21 protein-coding genes and 1 tRNA gene are annotated in these 23104 nt (G+C 65.0%); 11 read left to right on the forward strand and 11 right to left on the reverse strand.

Going from position 1 to position 23104, the window contains the following annotated elements:
- Positions 1-28 precede the first annotated feature (28 nt).
- Positions 29-1963, reverse strand: a complete 1935-nt coding sequence (locus V9F06_09290; GenBank protein MEI2617811.1) for a S9 family peptidase — start codon at positions 1961-1963, stop codon at positions 29-31.
- 164 nt (positions 1964-2127) lie between these two features.
- On the opposite strand from V9F06_09290, the gene V9F06_09295 reads away from it, so the two are divergent.
- Positions 2128-2643, forward strand: a complete 516-nt coding sequence (locus V9F06_09295) for an RNHCP domain-containing protein (protein ID MEI2617812.1) — start codon at positions 2128-2130, stop codon at positions 2641-2643.
- A gap of 12 nt (positions 2644-2655) precedes the next feature.
- On the opposite strand, the gene V9F06_09300 is transcribed toward V9F06_09295, so the two are convergent.
- Together V9F06_09300 and V9F06_09305 are read right to left on the reverse strand one after the other, a co-directional pair.
- A complete protein-coding gene (locus V9F06_09300; GenBank protein ID MEI2617813.1) occupies positions 2656-4587 on the reverse strand; it encodes a beta-galactosidase in 1932 nt (643 codons plus the stop codon).
- Positions 4588-4597: 10 nt separating this feature from the next.
- Complete coding sequence (locus tag V9F06_09305; GenBank protein MEI2617814.1) at positions 4598-5641, reverse strand: SIS domain-containing protein; 1044 nt, start codon at positions 5639-5641, stop codon at positions 4598-4600.
- Positions 5642-5746: 105 nt separating this feature from the next.
- Between V9F06_09305 and V9F06_09310 the strand changes: the two genes are divergently transcribed.
- Positions 5747-6181, forward strand: coding sequence for a VOC family protein (locus tag V9F06_09310; GenBank protein ID MEI2617815.1), 435 nt, complete (start codon positions 5747-5749; stop codon positions 6179-6181).
- Positions 6182-6732: 551 nt separating this feature from the next.
- Here V9F06_09310 and V9F06_09315 read toward each other — a convergent pair.
- Together V9F06_09315 and V9F06_09320 are read right to left on the reverse strand one after the other, a co-directional pair.
- Positions 6733-7923, reverse strand: a complete 1191-nt coding sequence (locus V9F06_09315) for a CoA transferase (protein ID MEI2617816.1) — start codon at positions 7921-7923, stop codon at positions 6733-6735.
- A 69-nt stretch (positions 7924-7992) separates the two neighbouring features.
- On the reverse strand, positions 7993-8889 hold the full coding sequence (locus tag V9F06_09320) for a serine hydrolase (GenBank protein ID MEI2617817.1): 897 nt from the start codon (positions 8887-8889) through the stop codon (positions 7993-7995).
- A gap of 398 nt (positions 8890-9287) precedes the next feature.
- On the opposite strand from V9F06_09320, the gene V9F06_09325 reads away from it, so the two are divergent.
- Positions 9288-9719 (forward strand): hypothetical protein, encoded by a 432-nt coding sequence (locus V9F06_09325; GenBank protein MEI2617818.1) that lies wholly within the window; start codon positions 9288-9290, stop codon positions 9717-9719.
- 172 nt (positions 9720-9891) lie between these two features.
- Positions 9892-11406, forward strand: a complete 1515-nt coding sequence (locus tag V9F06_09330) for a leucyl aminopeptidase (GenBank protein MEI2617819.1) — start codon at positions 9892-9894, stop codon at positions 11404-11406.
- Positions 11407-11473: 67 nt separating this feature from the next.
- Here the strand turns inward: V9F06_09330 and V9F06_09335 are convergent, their stop codons facing one another.
- Together V9F06_09335 and ispH are read right to left on the reverse strand one after the other, a co-directional pair.
- On the reverse strand, positions 11474-11845 hold the full coding sequence (locus V9F06_09335; GenBank protein ID MEI2617820.1) for a hypothetical protein: 372 nt from the start codon (positions 11843-11845) through the stop codon (positions 11474-11476).
- A complete protein-coding gene (ispH, locus tag V9F06_09340) occupies positions 11817-12773 on the reverse strand; it encodes a 4-hydroxy-3-methylbut-2-enyl diphosphate reductase (protein ID MEI2617821.1) in 957 nt (318 codons plus the stop codon). Before ispH ends, V9F06_09335 begins: the two co-directional genes overlap by 29 nt.
- A gap of 164 nt (positions 12774-12937) precedes the next feature.
- On the opposite strand from ispH, the gene V9F06_09345 reads away from it, so the two are divergent.
- A tRNA-Cys gene (locus V9F06_09345) sits at positions 12938-13008 on the forward strand.
- Positions 13009-13132: 124 nt separating this feature from the next.
- Positions 13133-14590 carry a hypothetical protein gene (locus V9F06_09350; protein MEI2617822.1) on the forward strand — a complete coding sequence of 486 codons (1458 nt, stop codon included), beginning with the start codon at positions 13133-13135 and terminating at the stop codon, positions 14588-14590.
- A gap of 239 nt (positions 14591-14829) precedes the next feature.
- Here the strand turns inward: V9F06_09350 and V9F06_09355 are convergent, their stop codons facing one another.
- Complete coding sequence (locus tag V9F06_09355; GenBank protein ID MEI2617823.1) at positions 14830-15054, reverse strand: DUF2905 domain-containing protein; 225 nt, start codon at positions 15052-15054, stop codon at positions 14830-14832.
- A gap of 49 nt (positions 15055-15103) precedes the next feature.
- Between V9F06_09355 and V9F06_09360 the strand changes: the two genes are divergently transcribed.
- Positions 15104-15874 carry a class I SAM-dependent methyltransferase gene (locus tag V9F06_09360; GenBank protein MEI2617824.1) on the forward strand — a complete coding sequence of 257 codons (771 nt, stop codon included), beginning with the start codon at positions 15104-15106 and terminating at the stop codon, positions 15872-15874.
- On the opposite strand, the gene V9F06_09365 is transcribed toward V9F06_09360, so the two are convergent.
- From V9F06_09365 to V9F06_09375, 3 genes are all read right to left on the reverse strand, one after another.
- Positions 15871-17016, reverse strand: a complete 1146-nt coding sequence (locus tag V9F06_09365; GenBank protein MEI2617825.1) for an aminotransferase class V-fold PLP-dependent enzyme — start codon at positions 17014-17016, stop codon at positions 15871-15873. The genes V9F06_09360 and V9F06_09365 overlap by 4 nt on opposite strands.
- A gap of 173 nt (positions 17017-17189) precedes the next feature.
- Positions 17190-18335: an aminotransferase class V-fold PLP-dependent enzyme gene (locus V9F06_09370; protein ID MEI2617826.1), complete on the reverse strand. Its 1146-nt coding sequence runs from the start codon at positions 18333-18335 to the stop codon at positions 17190-17192.
- A 65-nt stretch (positions 18336-18400) separates the two neighbouring features.
- On the reverse strand, positions 18401-19021 hold the full coding sequence (locus tag V9F06_09375) for a PRC-barrel domain-containing protein (protein MEI2617827.1): 621 nt from the start codon (positions 19019-19021) through the stop codon (positions 18401-18403).
- A 203-nt stretch (positions 19022-19224) separates the two neighbouring features.
- Here V9F06_09375 and V9F06_09380 point away from each other — a divergent pair, with 203 nt between their 5' ends.
- The 4 genes from V9F06_09380 to V9F06_09395 all read left to right on the forward strand — a co-directional run bounded on the left by V9F06_09380 (position 19225) and on the right by V9F06_09395 (position 23102).
- On the forward strand, positions 19225-19935 hold the full coding sequence (locus V9F06_09380) for an HAD family hydrolase (protein ID MEI2617828.1): 711 nt from the start codon (positions 19225-19227) through the stop codon (positions 19933-19935).
- A gap of 2 nt (positions 19936-19937) precedes the next feature.
- Positions 19938-21077 carry a polysaccharide deacetylase family protein gene (locus V9F06_09385; protein ID MEI2617829.1) on the forward strand — a complete coding sequence of 380 codons (1140 nt, stop codon included), beginning with the start codon at positions 19938-19940 and terminating at the stop codon, positions 21075-21077.
- 328 nt (positions 21078-21405) lie between these two features.
- Positions 21406-22551 carry a hypothetical protein gene (locus V9F06_09390; protein ID MEI2617830.1) on the forward strand — a complete coding sequence of 382 codons (1146 nt, stop codon included), beginning with the start codon at positions 21406-21408 and terminating at the stop codon, positions 22549-22551.
- A gap of 254 nt (positions 22552-22805) precedes the next feature.
- Complete coding sequence (locus tag V9F06_09395) at positions 22806-23102, forward strand: hypothetical protein (GenBank protein ID MEI2617831.1); 297 nt, start codon at positions 22806-22808, stop codon at positions 23100-23102.
- The last annotated feature ends 2 nt before the right edge of the window (positions 23103-23104 follow it).

Below are 23104 nucleotides of genomic sequence, written 5' to 3' on the forward strand. Positions count from 1 at the left end.
CGCGAGGACAGCGCCCGGACGCCGATATTCAGTCGAGATACGTGTTGAACCAGTCGAGCGCGCGCTGCCAGCAGTCGAGACGATGCTCGGCATGGCCGGCGCGTCGGAAACCGTGGGCCGCGCCCGGGTATCGCGCGAACTCCACGTCGCAGCCTGCCTTGATCAGCGCGACGAACATCTGCTCTCCCTGGCCGATCGGGCAGCGCTCGTCCGCTTCGCCGTGGATAATCAGCGTTGGTGTCGTCGCGCGGTGCGCGAAGGTCGATGGCGAGTGCGCGGCATACCACTCGGTCGAGACGTGCGGCTGGCCGCCCCACTGAAGCTCGCCAAAGACGTGGCTGATGTCACTCGTCCCGTACATCGACTCCAGGTCGAAGCACGGCGCGCCGCAGACTGCCGCCTTGAAGCGATCGGTCTGACCGATCGTCCAGGCGGTCATGTAACCACCGTATGAATAGCCAGTCACTCCGGTTCGCGACGCGTCGGCCCACGGCCGCTTCAGCGCCTCGTCCATGACGGCCATCAGATCCTGAAAGTCCTCGCCACCCCAGTCTTCCGTCACCATCTGAGTGAACTCGCGACCATACGAGCTGGAGCCACGCGGATTGCTGTAGACGACGACGTACCCGGCGGTCGCCAACGACTGATGGGCCGGCGACAGAGCGTAGCCGTAGAACCCGTTCGGCCCGCCATGGATATCGAGGACGACGGGGTATTGCTTTGACTCGTCGAAGTCGGCTGGCCTGAGCAGCCAAGCCTCGATCGTCTGCCCACCGCGCTCGACATCGAATCGCTCCCACTGGGCCGGCGGGTGCTCGGTGAGCACATCCTTGTTGGGATCAACGATGACCTGCTGTGCGTTCGTTTGTAGATCGTAAACGACGATTTGGCCGGCCGTCTCCATCGTCGTGCGCGACTGAGCGACGTAACGATTCGCGGCATCGCTGCTCATCCCGGCGTGCTGCGCCTGCCACCACGCGACCTTTTCGACCGCCCCACCCTCGGCGTCGACGACCCACAGGCCGCTGCCGCCGGCCCGGACGGCGTGGAACAGCACCTGACGATCGTCGAGCCAGAGTGGCTGCGACGCGCCCTCGCCAGGCATGCCGCCCACTGGCAGGCATTCGAGGTCGTCAGTCAGCCGTCGAGTCTCGCCGCTCGCGACATCGTAGACGAACAGATCGGATTGCCAGGTCATTTCAATGTCGCCGGTGTAGAGGATCAGACCGCCATCGGGCGACCAGGACCAGGTCGATACGTTGCCATCCTCAGGAGTGACATACTCGACCGCGCCAGATTCCACGTCAATCAGCGCGAGCCGCGAATGCATGCCGTTCATCAACGACTCCTGGGCGGCGATACGCGCGCCATCCGGCGACCACTGCGGCGAGCCGTGGTCGTTGGGTGTGGTTGTCAGCCGGCGGCGCTCGCCGCTTTCGACATCGACGACCCAGACCTGCATCCGCTTATCCGCCAGATAGCCGCGTCCGTCCTGCTTGTAATCGATCCGGCGGGTGACACGGACAGGCGCGGCGGCGTCTTTCGCCGGCTCCGTCTCGTCCGGATTCGCTGGATCGTACAGCGTGGTGTAGGCGATCCGCGCTCCATCTGGCGACCAGATCAAGCCGGAGATCGGCTGGGCGTGGCGGGTAACCTCACGCGCTTCGCCGCCAGTCAGCGGCATGATGAATAAGCCGGACTTCTTGACTCGGTCGGACACGAACGCGATGCTCTCGCCATCCGGCGACCATCGCGCACCGCCGTTGTGCTCCCCGGTCTGGGTCAGCTGTCGAGAGTTCGACCCATCGAGGTCGCAAATCCAGAGCTGGGATAGCGGGCCGGCCTGGCCACGCTCGGGCGTCGAAAGTGTGTATAGCACCGCGCTGCCGTCGGGGGCGATCTGCGGGTCGTCGGCCGACCGCAGCCCGTACACCAGCACGTCGGGAGTTAGCGCCTGCGCCATCAATCTGTCTCCATTCTCACAATCCTCCGGATCTGGCCCCGAGGAGGATAGGCGCGAGGCAGTAAATCCGCAACCCGGGGCGTATTGCCCGCGGCCCTCTCTTGTCGCACCATACTGCGCTAGCGAATGGCCGAATCAGCAGAGGAAGTACGGAGAGATCCCGGGTGCGATACGACAAGTGGCAGCTCGATAACGAGGACGAGCTGGAGGATGAAACGACACACCGCCGCAGGGGCGGGCAACGCGCGAAGCCGCGTAGCGGCCATCGAGCGTCGGAGGAAGAGCCAGAGAGCGACGGCGGCTGGGAGAGCGAGCACGAGCGTCGCGAGCGGGAGCGCCGGCGGGCGACAGTCAGCGAGCCATTCAAGTGCCGCAACTGCCGAGCGTTCATCGGTGAGCCGCCGTCCGGAGGCCGACAGCGCAATCACTGCCCGATGTGCCTCTATTCGCTCCATGTCGACCTCAAGACACCCGGCGATCGCGCCAGCGAATGCGGATCGCTCATGGCGCCGATCGGTGTCTTCTATCGTCCGAATCTGGAGCAGATGGTCGTCCACCGCTGCCTCGGCTGCGGCGCAGTGCGCTACAACCGCGTTGCCGCCGACGACAACCCGGTGTTGCTCGCCGAGTTACCGGTGATCGATCCGCAAACGATCGAGGATCGCGACGCGACAATCTGAATCGGAGGGCGCTCAGTCGATCCGGTAAGAGACCGGCGCGAGCGGCGTGCCATCGTCGAGAGCGACCGGGGCTTCGGTGAAGTTGGTCAACATCGTCCGGCCGGCACGCCGGGTGATGCGGACTCCGTCGGGCAGGTCGCGCGTCGCGATGCCGAGCCCAGCCAACTCATCGCGCAGCAGCGACCGGATCAACGTCGCCGACCACGCGCCGATAGTCGCCACCGGTCCGTTGCGAACGACCGCCGCATCCCCGGTCAGTGGGCCGTCGTCGTATCGCGCGACCGCCTCGCCGCCAGCCAACCGGTAGCTCTCGGCCCAGATCGTTGTCTCGTGGCCGGCAACGTGGACCGCCATGCCGGGCGGCAGGCCGTCGATGTTCAGCACCCGGCAGCCGAGCAGCCCTGCCAGTTGGCCCGGTTGTCCGTCAGGCCACGCACGGCCGGATTCATCACGCGAACCTGCCCGTGGGCCGAAGACAAGCCGGGCGTCGCCGGCCCAGCGCGCCAGCCGCTGGGCGCGACCGGTGTCGCAGAGGACGAGCGCCGGGACGACGATCAGCTGGTAGCCAGCAAGGTCGGCATCGACGTGACGAATGTCGACATCGACACCCAGCGAGCGCAACGCGCGATAGAACAGCAGCATCTGCCCCCAGTAGCTCGCCCCGGCGGTATGGCGCTGGCGATCGAAGGCCCAGAGGCTCTCGTAGTCGTGGAGCAGGACGACCGGGGCGCGATGCTCGGAAACGGGAAGGCCGGGAAGGCTCATCTCCGCGACTTCCGCGCCACCGCGATCGAGCGTACCGTCATGGCGCAGCAGCCCGGAGTGCATCTGCTCCTGCCCGAACAGGCCGGCACGCCAGCGGAAATAGGAGACGACGCTCGCGCCGTGCGCCCAGGCGTGCGCGGTCCAGAGCGCGACCGCGCCGGCCGGCGGCAGCGGGTTCGACGGCGCCCAGTTGATCTGCCCTGCCTGCTGCTCCATCACCCAGAACGACCGTCCGTCCTTCAGCCCGCGATACAGATCGTGGTTGAAGCCGGTCAGATCCGGGTGGCCAGTTCGAGCAAAGCGCAGCCTGCCGGCGAGATCGAAGTCGGAGTACGCCACCGCGCCGGTCGGGTATGAATCCCACGAGACGAAATCGAGGCACTCCGACGCCCGGTAATGATCGAAATCAGGGGTCAGCCGCATCACGTTGTGCGTAATCCATCGACCCGGCGAAAGTTCCCGAACGATCGCTGCCTGCTCGGCCAGGAACTCGACGATCGTGTCACTGCGGTAGCGCTGGAAGTCGAGCGCCAGCGACGGATTCGGCTCGTCCACACCGACATTGGGCAGCTGGATCTGCTCCCAGTCGGTGTAGCCCTGACTCCAGAATACGGTCCCCCAGGCTTCGTTGAGGATCGGCAACGTCTCGTAGCGTTCGCTGAGCCAGCGTCGGAAGCCGGCCAGGCTCGCGTCCGAATAGCTCAGGCCAGTGTCGTGGTCAGCCATCTCGTTGTCGAGCTGCCAGCCGACGACCGACGGGTGTTGCCCGTACCGCCGGGCGACCGCGCGAGTGATCCGACGGCTATGCTCGCGGAAAACCCGGCTGGCGGTGTCGTAATGTCGTCGCGCGCCGAACCCACGAATACGCCCGTCCGAGCCGGCCGGCAGGATCTCGGGGTGTTGCTGGACCAGCCACGCCGGCGGAGCCGCAGTCGGCGTCGACATCACGACCAGCAGGCCGGCCTCCGACAGCGTGTCGATCGCCTCATCGAGCCAGCCCCAGTCCCACTCCTGCTGGCGAGGCTCGATCAGCGCCCAGGCAAACTCGGCGACGCGGACATAGCGCAGCCCGAGCTCGCGCATCCGACGCGCGTCCTCAGCCCACTGTTCTCGCGGCCATTGTTCGGGGTAGTAGCACACCCCCAACGCGAACCCGTCTTCGCGGCGCGAATCCGTCATTCCTCATCCCTCACCGCGTGAACGTCACCTTCGTCAGGCCGCGGGGCTGGTCGGGGTTGAAGCCGCGCAACTCTGTCTGTGCCAACGCCAGCAGCTGGCCCGGCGCAACCGCAACGATCGGCGAAAGCCACTCCGGCACAGCCGGCGCGAGCGGCAGGACAATGCCCGACTCGGACACCACATCTGCCTGGTCGGTTATCGTGATGATCTCCGCGCCAAGATCGTTCAGCCGCGCGATAAGCTGCGCCACATCGGGGAACGCCTCCCCGGACGGCGCGACCAGAATGACCGGGAATCCTGCCTCGATCACGGCAATCGGGCCATGCTGAAAGTCGGCCGAAGAAAACGGCTCGGCAACAACATAGCTCGTCTCTTTCAGCTTGAGCGCCACTTCGCAAGCGGTGGCGTAGTTGTAGCCGCGGCCGATTACCACGAAGTGACGGACGTAGGTGTAGCGCGCCGTCTGCTGGGCCAACCGGTCATTCGCGTCGATAGTCGCGGCGAGCGCTTCCGGAACTCCAGCCAGCGCATCCCATTCCTCTTCATCACTGGCAAGCGCGGCGCTCAGCATCGCCACTGCCAGCAGCTCATTCGTGTAGGTCTTCGTCGCCGCAACGGCGCGCTCGACGCCGGCGCGCAGCGGAAAGCAGAACTCGGCCGCGTTGGCCATCGGTGAATCCGCGTCGTTGGTCACGGCCAGGGTAAACGCGCCCTGCCGTCGCGCCTCACCCACGACGCTGACAATATCGGTCGACTGGCCCGACTGGCTGATCCCGATAACCAGCGAGCCGGAGAGGTCGGGCGGCTGTTGGTAGACGGTGTAGAGTGACGGCGTCGCCAGCGCGACGGACAGTCGGTTATGCGCGCCGAAGACATACTGCGCATAACGACCAGCATTCCCCGAGGTTCCGCGCGCGGCGATGACGACCGACCGTGGGTGGTAAGCGCGTATTCGCTCGGCCACCTCTTCGATTGGCTCGCGGCCACCAGCCAGCAGGCCGGCCAGAACATCCGGCTGTTCCCGGATCTCGCGTTCGAACCAGGTATTCCCCATCACCACCCATCCCTGCCGCCACGCCGACGTCGTCAGGCCCGATGATACGATCTCACTTCATCCAACGGGGGATTCGTCCGCACAGAACGCGCGAAGGAGCATGTCATGGACCAACGAATCAGCCTCATCACCCTCGGCGTCGACGACCTTGCCCGCGCTCGCCGGTTCTACGAAGAAGGACTCGGCTGGACGCCGCACCGTAAGTCCGAAGGCGACATCGTGTTCTATCAGCTGCCGGGTATCGCGCTCGCGCTCTACCCCCGAGCCGCGCTGCTGGACGACGCGACGCTCCCGTCCGACACACCGCGCGGCCCGGTTCTGTCCATTGCCATCAACGCTCGATCGAAAGAAGAGGTCGACGCGATCTTCGCCGAGGTTGCCGCTGCCGACGCCCGGATCGTCAAGCCGCCAGAAGATGTCTTCTGGGGCGGCTACTCCGGTTACTTCAGCGACCCCGACGGCCACCTCTGGGAGGTCGCCTGGAATCCCGGCTTCGCAATCGCCAAGGATGGGACGATTAGCCTGGATAGTCCCGAATGAAGGGGTCACGCGCAGAGCAACCAGGCAAGGCCAATCCGCCAGATCCGAAGCGTCGCCGTTGACTTGTCATCCTGAATGTTCCGACCAGGATAAAGTGTCAGGTTGGCAGCCTCTCCGCACCTTGTCATCCTGAGGCCGCAGCCGAAGGATCTCTCCTGCGTCTGAATGCATCCAGCCAGGGGAGATTCCTCGCTGCGGCTCGGAATGACAACGAGCGGTGGTGGCTGTCGCACCACAGTACAGGACACATCACGCTGGTCGGAGCACTGAATGCTCTGACCAACGTGATGTGTCAGGTTGTTGGTTGCGGCCGCCACCCCTTCCTCTGTCATCCGACGCCCAGAGGGCACCCGGCAGTGAAGGATCCGTTTCCCCTCGTCTGTACGCCCAGTAGCGGGGAGGACGGATGTTTCGCTCCGCTCAACATGACAGAACCGGGGAACCCGCCAGAACGACAGGATCACTGCGGTCGACTACTGAGGCCGCGGTGAAGGATTCGCATGTCTTGTGTATTGACGCAAGACATGCATCCAGACATCAGGCGACTGCGACTATTCGTCGCTAGCAATCTCCGCGTCGCTGAACCCCAGCTCGCGCAGAACCTCGGCGGTGTGCTGGCCGTGGAGGGGCGGCGGGGTGCGCAGGCTCGCATCGGATTCGGAGAGGCGATAGGGAAAGCCAGTAACCGAGATCTCGCCGAGCGTCGGGTGGTCGATCCGGCGTTCCATCCCGGCGTGCTGGACCTGCGGGTCGGCGAAGACCTCCGGCACGGTGTAGATCGGGCCAGACGGCACTGCGGCTGCGTCGAGCGTGGCGACGATCTCGTCGGTCGTTTGCGAGGCGAAGCGCGCCGTGATGATCTCGCGAAGCGCGGGCAGGTTGGTGATCCGGCCGGCGTTGTCGACAAAGCGCGGGTCGGCGGCTGTGTCGGCCATGCCCATCGCGTCGGTAAAGCGCTTCCAGAGCCCGTCGTTGCCGACGGCGATGTTGACGAAGCCGTCGCTAGTCGGGAACGTCTCGTAGGGCGCGACGATCGGGTGCGCGTTCCAGGTGCTCGGCGGTGTCTCCCTGGTCGCGAAGTAGATGGCAGCCTGGTAGGAGAGCAGAGCAATCTGACCTCCGAGCATCGAGGTGTCGATGATCTGGCCCTTGCCGGTCTGGCTACGGTGATAGAGGGCCGAGGCGATCGCATAGCTGGCGAACATGCCGCTGGCGATGTCGGCGATCGGCACACCGAACTTGGTCGGCTGCCCCGGCGGGCCGGTGACGCTCATCATGCCGCTCATGCCCTGGACGATGAGGTCGTAGGCCGTCCGCGCGCTGGATGGGCCGGTCTGTCCGAAGCCCGAGATCGAGCAGAAGATCATCTCCGGCCGGCGCGCGAGAACTGTCTCGGCCCCGAAGCCGAGCCGGGCGATCGTGCCGGGCGAGAAGTTCTCGACGAGCACATCGGCGCGGTCGATCAGTCGCCAGAGCGCCTCCTTACCGAGGTCGCTTTTCAGATCGAGCACGATCGAGCGCTTGTTGCGATTGACCGAGAGATAGTAGGCGGACTCACGCGCGCCGTCTGGCCCGTCCACCCAGGGCGGCCCCCAGACGCGAGTGTCGTCGCCCTTGCCCGGCGCTTCGATCTTGACAACGTCGGCGCCCATGTCGGCCAGCATCATCGAGCAGTACGGCCCCGACATCACCCGCGTCAGGTCGACAACCCGTATCCCCGCCAACGGACCCGTATTCTCCACGCTCACTCCCCTGTCACCGGGGCGACCGCGAGGTTCGCCCCCAACACTCCCATGTGTCCTGGGCGCCGATCAGCCGATCGCCTCCCAGACGATCTTCGACAGGTCGCCGAGCGCCTGGATCCCGGCCTTCTCGCTTCCCAGCCGCTTTGAGAAGAGCGCGATGGTATACGGGCCGGCCGGCGCGTAGACGATCCCCGCGTCGTTGCGAACGCCTTTCAGCGAGCCGGTCTTGTGGGCGATATCGGTGTTCTCCGGCACGCCGGCCGGAATGCGATCGTTGAACTTCTGACGCTTCATAATGTCAAGCATGCTCTCACGGGCGCCCGCGCTCAGGCCAACTCCCTGTTCGATCGCTTCGCAGAGCCGCGCCATCTCGCGTGGTGTCGTCAGGTCGTTTCCGCTGCCGTCGACATCCGACCAGGACGCGCCCTCGTAGTTGAATTCCTCTTTGCGCATACGCTCGATCGACATCTCGTAGGTGTGCTCGGGATTGTCGGGGTCCATCCCGACGTAGTCGTACAGCAACGCCTTCGTCGACATCGGCACACGGGTACGATGGAGCTCAAGCGCGTCCATCGCGGCGTGGATACGGTCGGCGCCAACGATCGCATAGAGCATGTCAGTTGCCTGGTTGTCGGAGAGGACGATCATCAGCACCGCGATATCGCGGATGGTCGGCTCGATCCCGATGTCAAGATCCTGGAGCACACCCGACCCCGGCACGAGGTGCTCCTTCTCGACGCGGATGCGCTGGGCGAGATCCACCTCGCCACGGTCGTGCATCTGATACAGCGCGTACAGCAGCGGCACCTTGAAGGTGCTGGCAGTCGGGAACGATTCGTCCATGTTGATGCCGAATGCCTCGTCCGGCTTGCCAACTGGCCAGGCCGCCACGCCGAACTGCCCCTCGACATCAGCCACGCGCTCTCCGAGCAGCGCAGTGACGTGTTCCAGCTTCTCGTTCATCCTCACTCCTTCGAAATGTCACTATCACGGGCAACCGGATACCCGCACACGACCGCGCCTCACCGTGTCCGGCGCATGGCAGCCGTTGGCTCACATGGTAACCCAGGCAGTGGGCATGCCCGAGGAATCGGCGTCATAACAGCCAGACTCGCGTCTCGGTCGACACAGGCACCGTTGGATTTCAGGCTTGCCCGGCGCCATCGCCGGTCACCTGTGCCGATGCTCTATAATGCAGGCAGGTGGTCGGCCTCGGATACGCCGAAGACAGGACACCGGAGCGCCGGACAACCGGCGCGAGCGGCCACGGTGGCCGCGATGCCCCGACACGGGGGTGAATCAGGCGGACGGATGCGCACATGAGTCGTCAACAGCGACGATCGCGCGTGGAGTCCGCGTCCATGACCGGGGACACTCGCGAGAGCGAGTGGTTCGGCTCGTCGGAAGAAGGCGAGTCTTACCCATGTGGTTGTTCGATGCTATCGCGGATTCGTCTGCAACCTCGAAATCTTCAGGCATTCGCGACAATGCGCTGTTCGCTCGGATACGCGCTACGTACCGACGAAGATGTCACGAAATGTCTGGAGGTCGAAGGACCGGGCGAATGCTGGAAGACGGCGCACAATTGGCGGGTCGCGCCGGCCGAGCCACCACAGATGGCCGAGCAGACCCGACGACAGATCACCGCGATCACGGATAACGGCGAGCCAGAGGAGGCGATGACGTCCCCGCCGGCCGAGACGGCCTCTCAACCGTCAATGGTCATCGAGGTAGTCGAAGTGGTTCAGGTGACACAGGTCCGCATCACGGGCACTGTTGACGGGAACGACTGATCCGCCTCTGTAACTACCACGGACGCGACACCAACGCGATCGATACCAGGCAAGGCCGGCGGGATAACACCGCCGGCCTTGGCACTTTCCGCGCGTCCTGGCATAAGATGCTCCTGCGTCCGGCACGGGCCGGATGTCAACGACGCAAACGCTCAACGCCAAGGGAGACGGCATGCCAGCTCGAACGACCGCCCAACCACCAGCGACACAGATTGCCTTTGCCACGACCGTCGCCGCCGAGTCCGCGCCCGATGCCCTCGTCCTGACTGTGCCTCCCGGCGCGGATGGGGATGCCGCCTGGCAGGGGCCGCTTGCTGAGGTCGATGCCGCGCTGGGGGGCGCGTTGCGCAACGCCCTTCGCGACGCGCGCTTCGATGGCAAGGTCGGATCGACCCTGGCGCTTTCGACGCTCGGGCAACTACCGGCCCGCCGGATCGTCGCGACCGGCCTGCCCGAATCTGGCGCCAGCACAACCGACATTCGCCGGGCATACGGCGCGGCGTTGACAGCGGCCCGCAAGGCCGGCGCGAAAACAGTGGCCAGCCCGGCCCCCGGCAGCGATGCGGCAAGCTATCGAGCAGCCGTGGAAGGCCTCCTGCTGGCCGGCTACGACTTCCGCGGCTATAAGGCCAGCCGCGCTGACGACGAGGGCCTGACCTCATGGACGTTCCTCGCCGCTGAGACGGACTCTGCCCGCAAGGGTGTCGCCGACGGGTTCACAATGGCGTCGGGCATTTACCTCGCGCGCGATCTCGTCGCGGAGCCGGGCCAGGCCATCTACCCGGAGACACTCGCAGCCGTCGCCCGACAGATGGCGACTGACAACGAGCTGGACTATCGCGAATATGACGAGAAGCAGCTCGTTGAGATGGGCGCGACGGCCATCTACGACGTCGGCAAGGGCAGCGCCCATCTGCCACGGATGCTGCATCTGACATACAAGCCGGCCGGCGAGTCGAAAGGCACGATCGCTTTCGTCGGCAAGGGGATCACATTCGACACAGGCGGCTATAACCTGAAGCCGACCGGCGCGATCGAGACGATGAAGACCGACATGGCCGGCGCGGCCGCGGTGATCGGCGCGATGCGCGCGATTGCCGGGCTGGATCTGCCATTTACCGTCTATGGCATCGTCGCCAGCGCCGAGAATATGGCTTCCGGCACGGCATTCCGCCCCGGTGATGTCCTCTCGACGATGAACGGTAAGACGATCGAGATTACCTCGACCGACGCCGAAGGCCGGCTGGTGCTCGCCGACGCGCTGGTCTATGCCGCCCGCGAGGGCGCCGACGAAATGATCGACCTGGCGACCCTCACTGGCGCGAAGATGATCGCGCTCGGATCCGAGCCAGTCGCGGTCTTCGCCAACGACGACGACCTCGCCCGACGGATCGTCGCGGCAGGAACAGAGGCCGGCGACCTGTTCTGGCATATGCCACTCTGGGATGCGCTGAAGCCACAGATCAAGAGCGACATCGCCGACATGAAGAACACCGGCGGCCGCGCTGGCGGCGCAATCACCGCCGCGTTGCTGCTGGCCGAGTTCACCGAGGGCAAGCCCTGGGCGCACCTCGACATCGCTGGCGCTTGCTGGGCCGACACCGCGCGTGACGACACGCCGAAGGGGCCGACCGGCATCGGCGTCCGCGCGCTGGTGAATTACCTCGAAGCCAAAGCCGCCGAATAACCGACGGCTGACCGCGCGACGCCCCTGCTCCCGGGAGCAGGGGCGTCTTCGTTCCAACGACCCGGCATCAACCGCCCAGCAATGCCACCTTGCGATCGGCGAGCTCGGCGAAGACGTCGAGCAGCCAGGGAATCATCTCGTCCGAGATGCCGGCTTCGCCAATGAAGTCGGCCAGCATCAATGCCTGAGTAGCGGCGTCGAACGATGTCGCAGCCCAGACAAACTCCGCAATCGAGGCAGCCGACTGGAACTCCGCCTCGCTGCGGGCGGTGAGCAGCAGCGGCGCGGCGAACTCGAAGAACAGCTCGCTGGCCGGATCGATCTCCACCGGCGTCGATGAATCGTCCGCCAGTTGGCGAACGGCAACATGCGCCTGGTCGATCGACTCCCGCGCGTTGCGCAAGCGCCGGTTAGTATGACGGTGTTGCTTCGAGGTCAACCTGTCGCAGCCCTCCTATCGGCGCCGGGAAGCCGTAGCCGACGAGATGGTCGATGACCGACTGGATCACATCATCCGGCGTCGACGCGCCGGCGGTGATGCCGACAGCGTCCTTGCCCTCCAGCCAGTCGGCGTCGATATCCGACGCGCGCTCGATGTGGTAGCTCGGCACGCCCATCAGGTTGCCAACCTCGGCCAGCCGCGCTGTATTGGACGACTTCTTGCCGCCGATCGCCAGGATGACATCCGCCTCGCGGGCGAGCTGCTTCAGCGCGTTCTGGCGCTCGAATGTCGGCTCGCAGATCGTGTTGGTGATCCGGACCTCGCCACCCTCCGGCGACACGAGCGCCGTCAGATCGGCGACGAAGCGCAGCAGCTCGTCGGTGTTCTTGGTCGTCTGCGAGACGATCGCGACCTTACGTGGCGGCGTCACCGCGCCTTCCTTGCGCGAGCCGCGCGGCGCGTTCCACGGCAGGTCGGCGATCTTCTTGGCCGGGTAGACCCGCGTCGTGCCGGACCAGGACATGATTCCCTTGACCTCCGGGTGAAAGTAATCGCCATAGACGACGATGGTGTAGCCCTGCTTGGCCAGCTTCTGGGCCATGCGCTGGACTTTGGTCACCAACGGGCAGGTCGTGTCGATCAGCTCCAGCCCGTAGCGCTCGGCCTCGGCGGCGCGCTCAGGGCCGGCCCCGTGGGCAGTGATTGCCACGCGCGTATAGCCACGCTGGGCCGCTTCTTCAATAGTCCCGGCAGTGTCGACACCCTTGGAGCGCAAGCGCTCGACAACTTGCGGGTTATGGATCACGTCGCCGATGGTCGCCACCGGGTTGGCAACATCGCCGGCATCCTGGATGATCTCCAGTGCGCGGCGAACGCCCCAGCAGTAGCCCATCTCGTTTGCCAATATGATTCGTCGATCGCCCATGAGCGTCGCATTCCCCTTCCGGACCAGTCATCCCTTGCCCGCTGCGGCATGTCAAGCTGCGGCCGGCAGGCTGAGTATACGAGGTCGGGACATGGGATGGGTGACGAGTGGCGCGAGATTCGCGGCGTCGGAGGCATGGTAGAATCCGGGTCGCGAACGCTTACGGCGTCGTAGCCAAGTGGCAAGGCAGGAGTCTGCAAAACTCTGATCGGCGGTTCGAATCCGCCCGACGCCTCCCGGTTGTGTCGCAGCGTCCGAGGACGGCGTCCGCTTTCGCGGGCGTCGTCGTGCTTCTGGTGGCGCTGCTGCTCGGCGCGTGCAGCGGGCCACGGCAGCGCAACGTGGAGCCCAGCCCGACGGTGAGCGCTGCCGCCACGGCAACAGAGTCACCTTCGCCACCAGTGACGCTGCCAACCGCCCGCCCGGCTGCGCCTTCTCCGACGGCCACACCCCCGCCAACGGCGACGAGCACGCCATCCCCCACCGCGACAATGGAGCCGACGGCCACCGCCACACGGGAACCAGCGCCGGCCGATCAGGCGCTCGGCCTGCCGGATGTCGACACGCACTACCAGCTCAACATTACGTCAATCGATGTCGCCAGCGGCGTAGTCGAGGCAAACGAGACGATCACCGTCCGCGAGTTCCGCGGGCCGGTTCCAAAGGCACTCTACCTGCAAGTTGTGCCGGCCTCCGACGGCTTCTTTACATTGGGGACACTGACCTCACAGGGCCGGATACTCGACTCGGAGGTGCGGAACGATGGGACGACCTACGTCGTGGGCATCCCCGAGGACCTGGTGATGCCGTTCGTCATCGACCTGTCGTTCCGGCTGGACGTCGGGTTCGAGGCGACTGGCTGGGCCGGCACATCGCGTGACGGTCAGGTGCTACGCCTCGGCTACTGGTTCCCGGTGATCTCGACCGATCACCCGTTCAGCACGACGCTGGACCCGTCCTACACGGCCGTCGCGACATTCGACGTGACGATGGAGATCGACCCCGCGATCCAGTTCGCGCACACCGGAGAGATCACCGGCCGGCAGACGCTACCCGACGGACGGACGCGCTACGTGATGCACGCCGACAACGTCCGCGACTTCGCGCTGGCGCTCTCGCCTGCCTACAGCGTCGACAGATCGACCTCGGCCGGCGGGGTGACAATCGAGCTGTACACGGTCGATGCCAGCGCACGGGCGCGGCAAACCATCCTTGCCACAGCGGCCGACGCGCTCGATCAACTCTCAGCGCTGATCGGGCCATACCCCTACGCGACGTTCCGGATCGCCGACGCAGGGCCGTCGATGCCGGGCGGCGTCGAGTTCCCGATGCTGATCTACATCAACCCTGCCTATTCGCCGCTGGACCGGCTGATCTATCACGAGACGGCGCATCAGTGGCTCTACGGCATCATAGGCAATCGGACGCTGCTCGACGGCTGGATCGACGAGGGGGGCGCCGAGTTCTTCGAGCGCGGGCTCCCGACCGGTTTCACCGAGGCGCCGGAGATACCCGCCGAGGGCTACCGCTATCCGATCGATGCGACTGCGTTCGAGATGTCCGGCGTGGATCGGCAGTGGTACTACTCGATCTACGAGCAGGGCGCGCGCTTCTGGTACGCCGTGGCCTGGCAGATAGGCTGGGAGTTCTTCTGGGCCGCGATGCGCGATGTCTACGTCGAGCATGCCTTCGGCATCATCACGCCGTGGGAGCTCCTCTCGACTTGGCAGCGATACTCGGTGACCGACCTGCGTCCGCTCTTCCACGACACGTTCCGCTACACCTGGATCGACCAGATCCCGCCGCCGGGACGATAACTGCGCGCCCCGCAATCCACTCATGGGCTGTCAACGTCAAAGTGACGAATTAGCCAGCACGGAAACTGACCCCGTTCCTTTGTCATCCTCCGCCCAGAGGGCACCCGGCAGCGAAGGATCTCCCACCCGCTCGACACAGTCCAACGCAGGAGAGATCTTTCGCGTGCGCGCTCAAGATGACAGGCCACGGGGGTGGCTGCCGCGCCAACATATGTGCCACTTTGACGTTGACAGCCCACTCACGAGAGCAGCCGTCGCACGATGGCCATGATGACGCTGAGGGCGATCGAGACAAGCAGCATCGAGGCGAGCGGGATGTAGACGCGACTGTGGCCGCGCACGATCCGGATATCACCGGGCAGCCGGCCAAACCACGACAACGCCCCGGTCATCACGACCAGCCCGACGACGATCGCAGCCACCCCCAGCGCAACGATGACCAGCCCGACTGCCCGTGAATCCACCAGTTCCCGTCCCTCGCCACCACTGCTACACTGCGCCGCAGGAGGATCGATGAGCGAGACATCACCACGACCGGTGCGCCGGTCGGACGAGCACTATACGCCGATTGCCAGCGCCTACACCACGAGCGCAATCCACGCGCAAGGCGCCGACCTGGCGCGGCTGGTCGAGCTAGCGGCGCTGCCGGCCGGCGCGCTCGTTCTCGATGTTGGAACGGGAACCGGACACACCGGGCTGGCTTTCGCAGCGGCCGGCGCGAAGTTCGTGGGCCTCGACATGACCCGCGCGATGCTGGCCGAGGCGCGCGGATTGGCGACCACGCGGGGGGTGGTGTTCTCCCCGGCCCTTGGCGTCGCCGAGGCGTTGCCGCTCGCCGATGGAGCATTCGACGCCGTCGTCTGCCGCTACTGTGCCCACCACTTCAACGATGTCGGCGCGGCCATTCACGAGATGGCCCGCGTCGTCCGCCCGGGCGGGATCGTGCTTCTTGACGATCACATTGCGCCAGAGGACGATGCTGCCGATGAGCTCATCAACCGGCTCGACTGGCTACGAGACCCATCACATCGCCGCGAACCGCGGCTCAGCGAATACGAGCGATGGTTCAGCGACGCGGGTCTACGCGTCACCACCATCGAGCATCGCCGCGAGCGGATTGACGCCGATGGCTGGTTCGCTCGCGCACAGACAGCGCCCGAACGCGAGGCGGACGCGCGCGAGCTGATGGCGACCGCAACGCCGGCGCTGCGCGATCTCTTCGCCATCACCAGCAGCCCGGCCGGATTCGATCTGCACGCGGTCATCATCGCCGCGCGACGCTAGCGTTCGGGCAACGCCTCAAGCAACCGGTCGATGTCGGCAGCCGTGTTGAAAAAGTAGGGCGCGACGCGGAACCCGGAGGGGCGTTGCGTCACTGACACGCGCGCCTCCGTCAGCAGCCGAAACACCTCATCGTTCTTCTGCTGGTCGTCGCTCGTGAAGGTCATGATCTGCGAGCGATGCCTCGGGTCCAGATCGGAGACGACCCGGTAGCCGGCCGCCGTGACGCCCTCCGCCAGCCGATCGAGCAGCCCGATCGCGTGTGCTGCGCTGCGTTCGGAGCCGACCTCCCTCACCAGGGAGAGCGAAGCGTGCAACGCGGTCATGCCCGCCTCGTTCAGCCCACCGGTCTGGAAGCGTGCCGCGCCATCGCGCCATTCCAGCGCGTACTCCGGATCGTCGAACGGGCGGCGCACAGACAAGCGGCCCGCGTACGTGACGTGTAATCGTTCGACCGCTCCCGGCGCGAACACGACGACCCCGAGGCCAAAACCGGCCATCAGCCACTTGAAGCAGTGGGAGACGATCGCCGTCGCGCCCAAAGCGGGGACGTCGATTGGCTGTGCGCCAAGAGCCTGGGTTGCGTCGACGAATAGCTCGACGCCGCGGTCGCGGCACAGCGAGCCAAGCGCTTCCAGGTCGTTGCGATAGCCATCGATGTACTCAACGTACGAGATCGCCACGGCCCGGGTGCGATCGTCGATCGCAGCATCGATGCGGGCCAGATCGGCGCGGCCGGCGACATCACGAGGAACGAGCTTCACTGCCACGTCGTGCCGTTCGAGCGCGCGGAACGGATAGACGACCGAGGGGTATTCGCCATCGAGGAGGACGACGTTGTCCCCCGGCCGGTAGTCGATGCTATGTGCCAGCAGGTTCATGCCGTCGGCAAGCGACGGGACCCAGGCAATCGCGTCCGGCGAGGAGCCGGTCAGCGCGGCCATCATGCGCGTCGCGTCGGCGGTCGTGTCCGGGCGGGCGGTCTCGAAGTAGTTGGGTGCGTCCCCAATCCCCGCCACCCACGCCTGCATTGCGCGCACGGTGCGCTGCGGGAATGGGCCATACGAGGCGGTGTTGAGGTAGGCCCACTCCGCGGTAAACGGAAACTCACTACGTCGCATCTGCGCGTCGATCGGATTTGTCACCCGTTGCCTCCCGTGCTGATCGTGTCACCTGGTTGCCGAACGCGAACGTCGCTCAGGATAGCAAAGCATCACTCGGGGCCAGCGTCGCGATACACACGGCCCATTCACAACACGACATCCCGGCGGCGGCTTGAGCATCGTCGTCGACGCGAGGCGGTTCTAGCCCCGGTCCGTCAGCGCAGCGGCAACGCTCGCAGCAGACGATCGATGTCCTCGTCGGTATTGTAGAAGTAGGGTGAGACCCGGACGCCCCGCCCACGCAGGGTGACCGCAACCCGGGCCTTCTCCAGCTCCTCGACCAGCTGGCCATCGCGAACGTGGTCGCCACTGGTGAAGGTCAGAATCTGCGAACGATGATTCGGGTCCATGTCCGAAACGACGTCGTAACCCTTCTCGTCCACCCCCTCGGCCAGCCGGTTGGTCAGTGCCAACGTATGAGCCGCCGACCAGGCCGGCCCTGCCTGCGTGATCAGTGAGAGGGACGCGTGCAGCGCCGTCAGGCCGAGCACGTTGAGGCCGCCGGTCTGGAAGCGAGCCGCCCCATCGCGCCAGGCGAGCGCGTAGTCGTGGTCCTCGTAGTCGGACTTCACCGACAGGCGGCCGGCGTAGGTAACACCGATTCGCTCGATCGCATCCTCCGCGAAGATGACAACCCCGACACCGAAGCCGGCCATCAGCCACTTGTAGCCATGCGAGGCAATCGCGGTTACCCCGGTGCCGACGAGATCGACAGGTTGGGCCGCCAACGACTGCGTCGCGTCGACGAACAGCTCGATCCCACGCTCGCGACAGAGCCCGCCGAGCGCGACCAGATCATTCCGGAAGCCATCCATATACTCGACATGGGAGATCGCCAGGGCGCGAGTGCGGTCGTCCATCGCCGCCTCGATCAGTCGCGGATCGGTCCGCCCCTCCGCGTTGCGCGGGACGACGCGAATTTCGACGCCGAAGCGCTGGAGATTGAGGAACGGGTAGACGACCGAGGGGAACTCATCCGCCGGGATCAGGACGTTGTCGCCCTGCTTCCAGGTCAGGCCGTTGGCCAGCAAGTTCATCCCGTCGGCCAGCGACGGGACCCAGGCAACCATGTCGCCGCGGGTTCCGGCCAGCCCGGCCACCAACTCGGCTGTCTCTTCCGGCGTCGACCGCCGGCGAGAGAAGAAATCCTCCGACGGGCTGGAGAACTCGTCTGCCCAGCGCTTGACCGCCTCAACCGTGCGACGGGGGAAAGGCCCGTAGGCAGCGTGGTTCAGATACGACCACTCGCCGGTCATCGGGAACTCGTCGCGAAACATCTGGACATCGACAGTCTGGGCCACTCAGTCCCTCCCTGTTGTCACAATCATCGCCCATCGCATGGTTCAGCGCGGCATCGTACCCCAGGTTAGCCCTGGCTCTGGCCAGCGTCGGTGGTCTGCGCGCCAGTCACCTCGGCCAGCGAGCTCTTGTCTACCGAGAGATGGACGACGACATCGTCGGCGCGCTCGATCAGGTTCGCTGGAATGTAGCGCTCGTGATGCCGGAAGAAGCCTTGCTCCACGCGGAAACCCTGGACACGCCGCTGGGCGTCGCTGGCGATCTCGGTGATCCGCCCGACCTCGTGTTCGTCCTTATCGACAACCATCGTGCCCTCGGAAAGCATGACCGCGTTCGGCATCCGCTGATGAATCTCGTCGTCCACCATCAGATCGCTGGCGATGTATGGGGTCGCCGGCCACATGTAGCCACCGGCTCCGTAATAGCCGGCCGGCGGCATCACATAGTCGGCGTCGAGGTATTCCATCATCTGATCAGCTTCGGCGGTCGATAGCCGGACGTGAACCTTGCCATGGTCGACGTGGTCCACCAGGTCGATCGGCACGATCTTGTCGGTCGGAAAGAACCAGCCCCTCCGAACGATAATCGCGCGTTCCTCGCCACCAGTCGGGTCGATCACGATGCTATCCACGACGCCCAGCTTCGCGCCATCCGACCCGATGATGTCCGCCCCAAGCTCAATGGTCATGGGTCTGCCTCCTCCGTAGTCCATGTCCGGGCCGGATGCCCGGCTCGGGTGATAACGCAATCCGCATTCCCGTATCAAACCCGCCCGCCGAGGTGGCCGGCAGGCTGCCCGTGCGTGTATCATCGGCCTCGCAACAGCACACGTCATCCCGCCGCTCCGGACCTGGCCGGATAGATGGCGAGCCCGAGGAAGTGCCACCAACGATGACATCACTGGCTCCACGCCGGCCGTTTTACCCCCAACCTCGGCTGATCCTCTTCGATCTCGACAATACCATCTGCGATTATCGCACCGCCCGGATCACGCGTACACGCCACGCGTTCAGCCCCTGGTTCCAGGCCGAGGGCGATCTGGAAGAGGCGGTCCACGCCGCGATGCAGTATCCGACCGAAGGGGACGAACACCTGGCCGAGGTGCTGGCCGATTACGGCATCGACGCATCAGGCGTCGCCGAGCTTGCCCGCCAGCGCTTTGTCGAGGATCGCTTTCGCGGCCTGAGGCTATTCGAGGAGGCGCTCGACGCGATCGCCGTCATCAGCGAGGTCGCCTCGGTCGGGCTGGTGACCAATGGCCCATCGACGATCCAGCGGGCCAAGATCGAGATGTTCCGACTGGAGGCGCGTTTCCCGGTCATCGTCGTCTCCGAGGAGGTCGGGTCCTGGAAACCGGACCCGCGTATCTTCGCGATTGCGCTGGAGCGCTCCGGCCATCGGCCCGAGGACGCAATCTACGTCGGCGACTCTGCCGACCACGACATCCCTGGCGCGCGAGCAGCCGGGATGCGATCGGTCTGGGTCAATCGCTGGGGGATGACCTGGCCCGGTGGCGAGGAGCCGGACGCGTCGATCGCGACGCTTGACGAGCTGCTGCCATTGCTTGGGCTCGCTACCCCGGCCGAATCTGGCAGGAGTTGAGGATGGCCCGAGCACTCGTGCTGCTTCTCGCAGTCGTCGCGGTCGTGGCAGTGGCATATGGCAGCGTCGGTCGTCGTGGTGGTGACGCCACCCCGACAGTTGTGGCAACTCAACCAGCCGCCGCCCAGGGGGGGCAGACTCCCGCCGGGGAAACGCCGGTAAGCCAGCCTGCCGAAACTCCTGTGACGTCATCCGCGCCGCTGACGCCCGAACAGCTTCAGCAATACAAGCCAAACGAGCTGGGCCAGATCCCGATCCTCGAATACCACCAGATCGGCCCCAACCCCGAGCAATTCGTTCGCACTCCGGACCAGATGCGCGGGGATCTCCAGTGGCTCTACGACCACGGCTTCTACGTCATCAACATCAGCGAGATCCTCGCCGATCGGATCGACGTGCCGCTCGGCAAGAAGCCGGTCGTGCTGACGTTCGACGACAGCCCGGCCGGCCAGTTCCGGCTGTTGCGCCTGGACACTGGCCAGTACGCGATCGATCCGAACTGCGCCGTCGGCATCATGGAGACGTTCTTCGCCGCCCACCCCGACTTCGGCCGTGGCGGCCTGTTCGTCGTCCTGCCGAACATGGTGTTCGACTGGACGACGGTCGCAGCAGAGCCGGATCAGCAGGGCCTCGACCAGATGAAGGTACAGTGGCTCGTGGCCAACGGCTACGAGCTCAGCAATCACACGCGCGACCATGTCAGCCTCGGGGATCTGACGAACGACCAGATCATGTATCAGCTGGCCGAGGCAAACATCGAGATCAACAAGCTTGCGCCCGACGCGCCGATCCGCGTCGTGACACTGCCGTTCGGCATCTATCCTACGGGTGGTGACGACACGCTCCTGCGCGGATTCGATTACAACGGCCAGCACTTTGAATGGGAGGCGGCGCTTCTCGTCGGCGCTAATCCGACCGTGGTCCCCCTCAGCACCGAGTACGATCCATATGCGATGGCGCGGATCCAGGCGTTCGATGACGAGCTAAACAAGTGGTTCGGCGTGTTCGAGGACAACCCGGGGATACTGTATGTCTCCGACGGCAACCCGGACACCGTCACAATTCCCAATGACCTGCATTCATGGCTGGTCGGCACATTCGACGAATCAAAGGTTCACGGGCGTACGGTCATCCGGTACTGACGGTCCAACGACGCGCATTCCACCGGCGCAGTAACCTGGCCGTCACGCATCACACGAGCTTGATCATTGAGTCCGTCAGTCGCTCCAGCGTCCCTGAGCGCTTGCGATCATCGGGGCCTCGCGTTTGCACAACCTGCCCGGAATGTCAGACATGCAGTGATGTCTTCGTATCTCACGTGTCAATCATTCCTTCTCTGACGGTGTATCGCACATTGTTATGAGATTGTTGTATGTTGGCGGATGATCGTCATGGTCCTGTCGCGTCCGTTTTGTACCATCGAGTCGGCACGACATTTGTCGACCAACGGCCACGATCGGCGGACAAGCGATGGTGACGAGGCACGCCACCGGCGGACAGCATCGACTCGACTTCCTCAGCGATAGCGTCATCGTTCATCTCGATCCTGACGAGACTTCCTCGATCACACAATGCGATTGCTGGCGTCTGACTGATCCCGAGACCGTCGAGCCGCTCCCCGATCATGTCTGCCCGGCGACGATGCGCGCGACAGTCGCCCGCTGGGCCAATCGCATGGCCGAGCCGGCGCCACTCCTGACGCGGCTCGACTATCCGGCTGACGCCTGGCCGAATCGACCACAGCCCGTCGCTGATTTCCGGATCGACCAGGCAATCCACTGGCCCCTTCCAACACCGCGCGGCTATCTCGGGATGGTGATCGAGCAGTGGATCCAGGAACCGCCGAATGCGGCGCTCGCCGCCGAGCTGGCGCAGAACGACCGCTGGCTGGAGGCAATTGCCACCACCCGACTTGGCATCTTCGCCGCTGCGCTCGATCTCGGGATCGACGAGCTTCCAGATGACCTCGCCCGCCGGCCGGTCGTCGTGCCAGAGCCCACCCGCCGGATTCGGCGTCAGATCGCGGCAACCCTACGGTTCGCTGGCTTGCCGGACACACCGCGAACCGTCCAGCATATGCTCGCGGCCGCGGCAGGGAAACGACAACCGCTGCCGGCGCTCGGACTGCTCGTCGTGACATTCGTTCTGGTTCATCCACGTGCAGACGGCCTGACGCTGGCAGTTGGTTCCGAGCCGGATGTTGCGATCTTCGGGTCGATCGACGCCGCCAGCGGCCAACTGCTGGACGACGCCCGCGAAGCTCTTCGCCAGCATCGCGACTGGGTTGGCCGGCATCTGACCGATGATATCCGAATCGACATGCCCGATATTCCGACACATCGGAGGCCGTGCGGCCGCCACCACGACCCCGACAATCCACGCTATGACTACCTTGCCGAAGCCGTGCGCGATATCAGCAGCATCGTCGGACCCATTCACCACGATCCCGACCGCAGGCGCGAGATCGTCCGCGATCACCTGAACGATGTCTATTACCGCGTCCATCGACGCCGGAAGACGGCAGGGCTACCGCTGGAGCCACCTCAGGGGTGGCGGGTTCGCGCGCGGCGGAGGATCAACGATCTTCTCGACGGTTATCCCACCGCATTCAACTGACGACCGTCGATCAATGGGATGCTATCCTGCTGATCGACGCGATTGGTCGGCCACGCATCCGACAAAATCTTCTCGATATTCTGTCAAATGCTTGCCAGGTGTCTGACCGATTCATCTGTGCCACATATCTCGACGAAACAATCACGTGCGTTCCGATGCCGGTATGGTGCATGATTATCTGCGGAGTGAATCGGACTCGGTCGAGAATCACTCCACTTGTATTTGTGCGTTATCGGCAACGGAAGGATGGCTTCATGAAGTGGCGAAAGGTCACTGGAGAAGAACGAGATCAGCTATTGGCCAGTAAGAAGCCATCTGGCTTTGACTACCAGCCCTATCTTGAGGTGATCGACAGCGCCAGTGATGGCGAGGTCGTCGCTGTTGAGATCGACGCACGTTACGAGCGTGGCGAGAAGATCCGTTTCAGCAGGGCCGCGCGATTGCGTGGTAAGTCATTGAGCTGGCTTGCTCCGTCCGAGGAGGATGAGGTCGTCTTCCAGCTCGGCCCGGCCAAGGCGCCCCGCAGCCGCGCGCGACGGGCGACGCAGTAGGC

This window comes from Thermomicrobiales bacterium (assembly GCA_037045155.1).
In the GTDB taxonomy this organism is placed as follows: Bacteria; Chloroflexota; Chloroflexia; order Thermomicrobiales; family CFX8; genus JAMLIA01.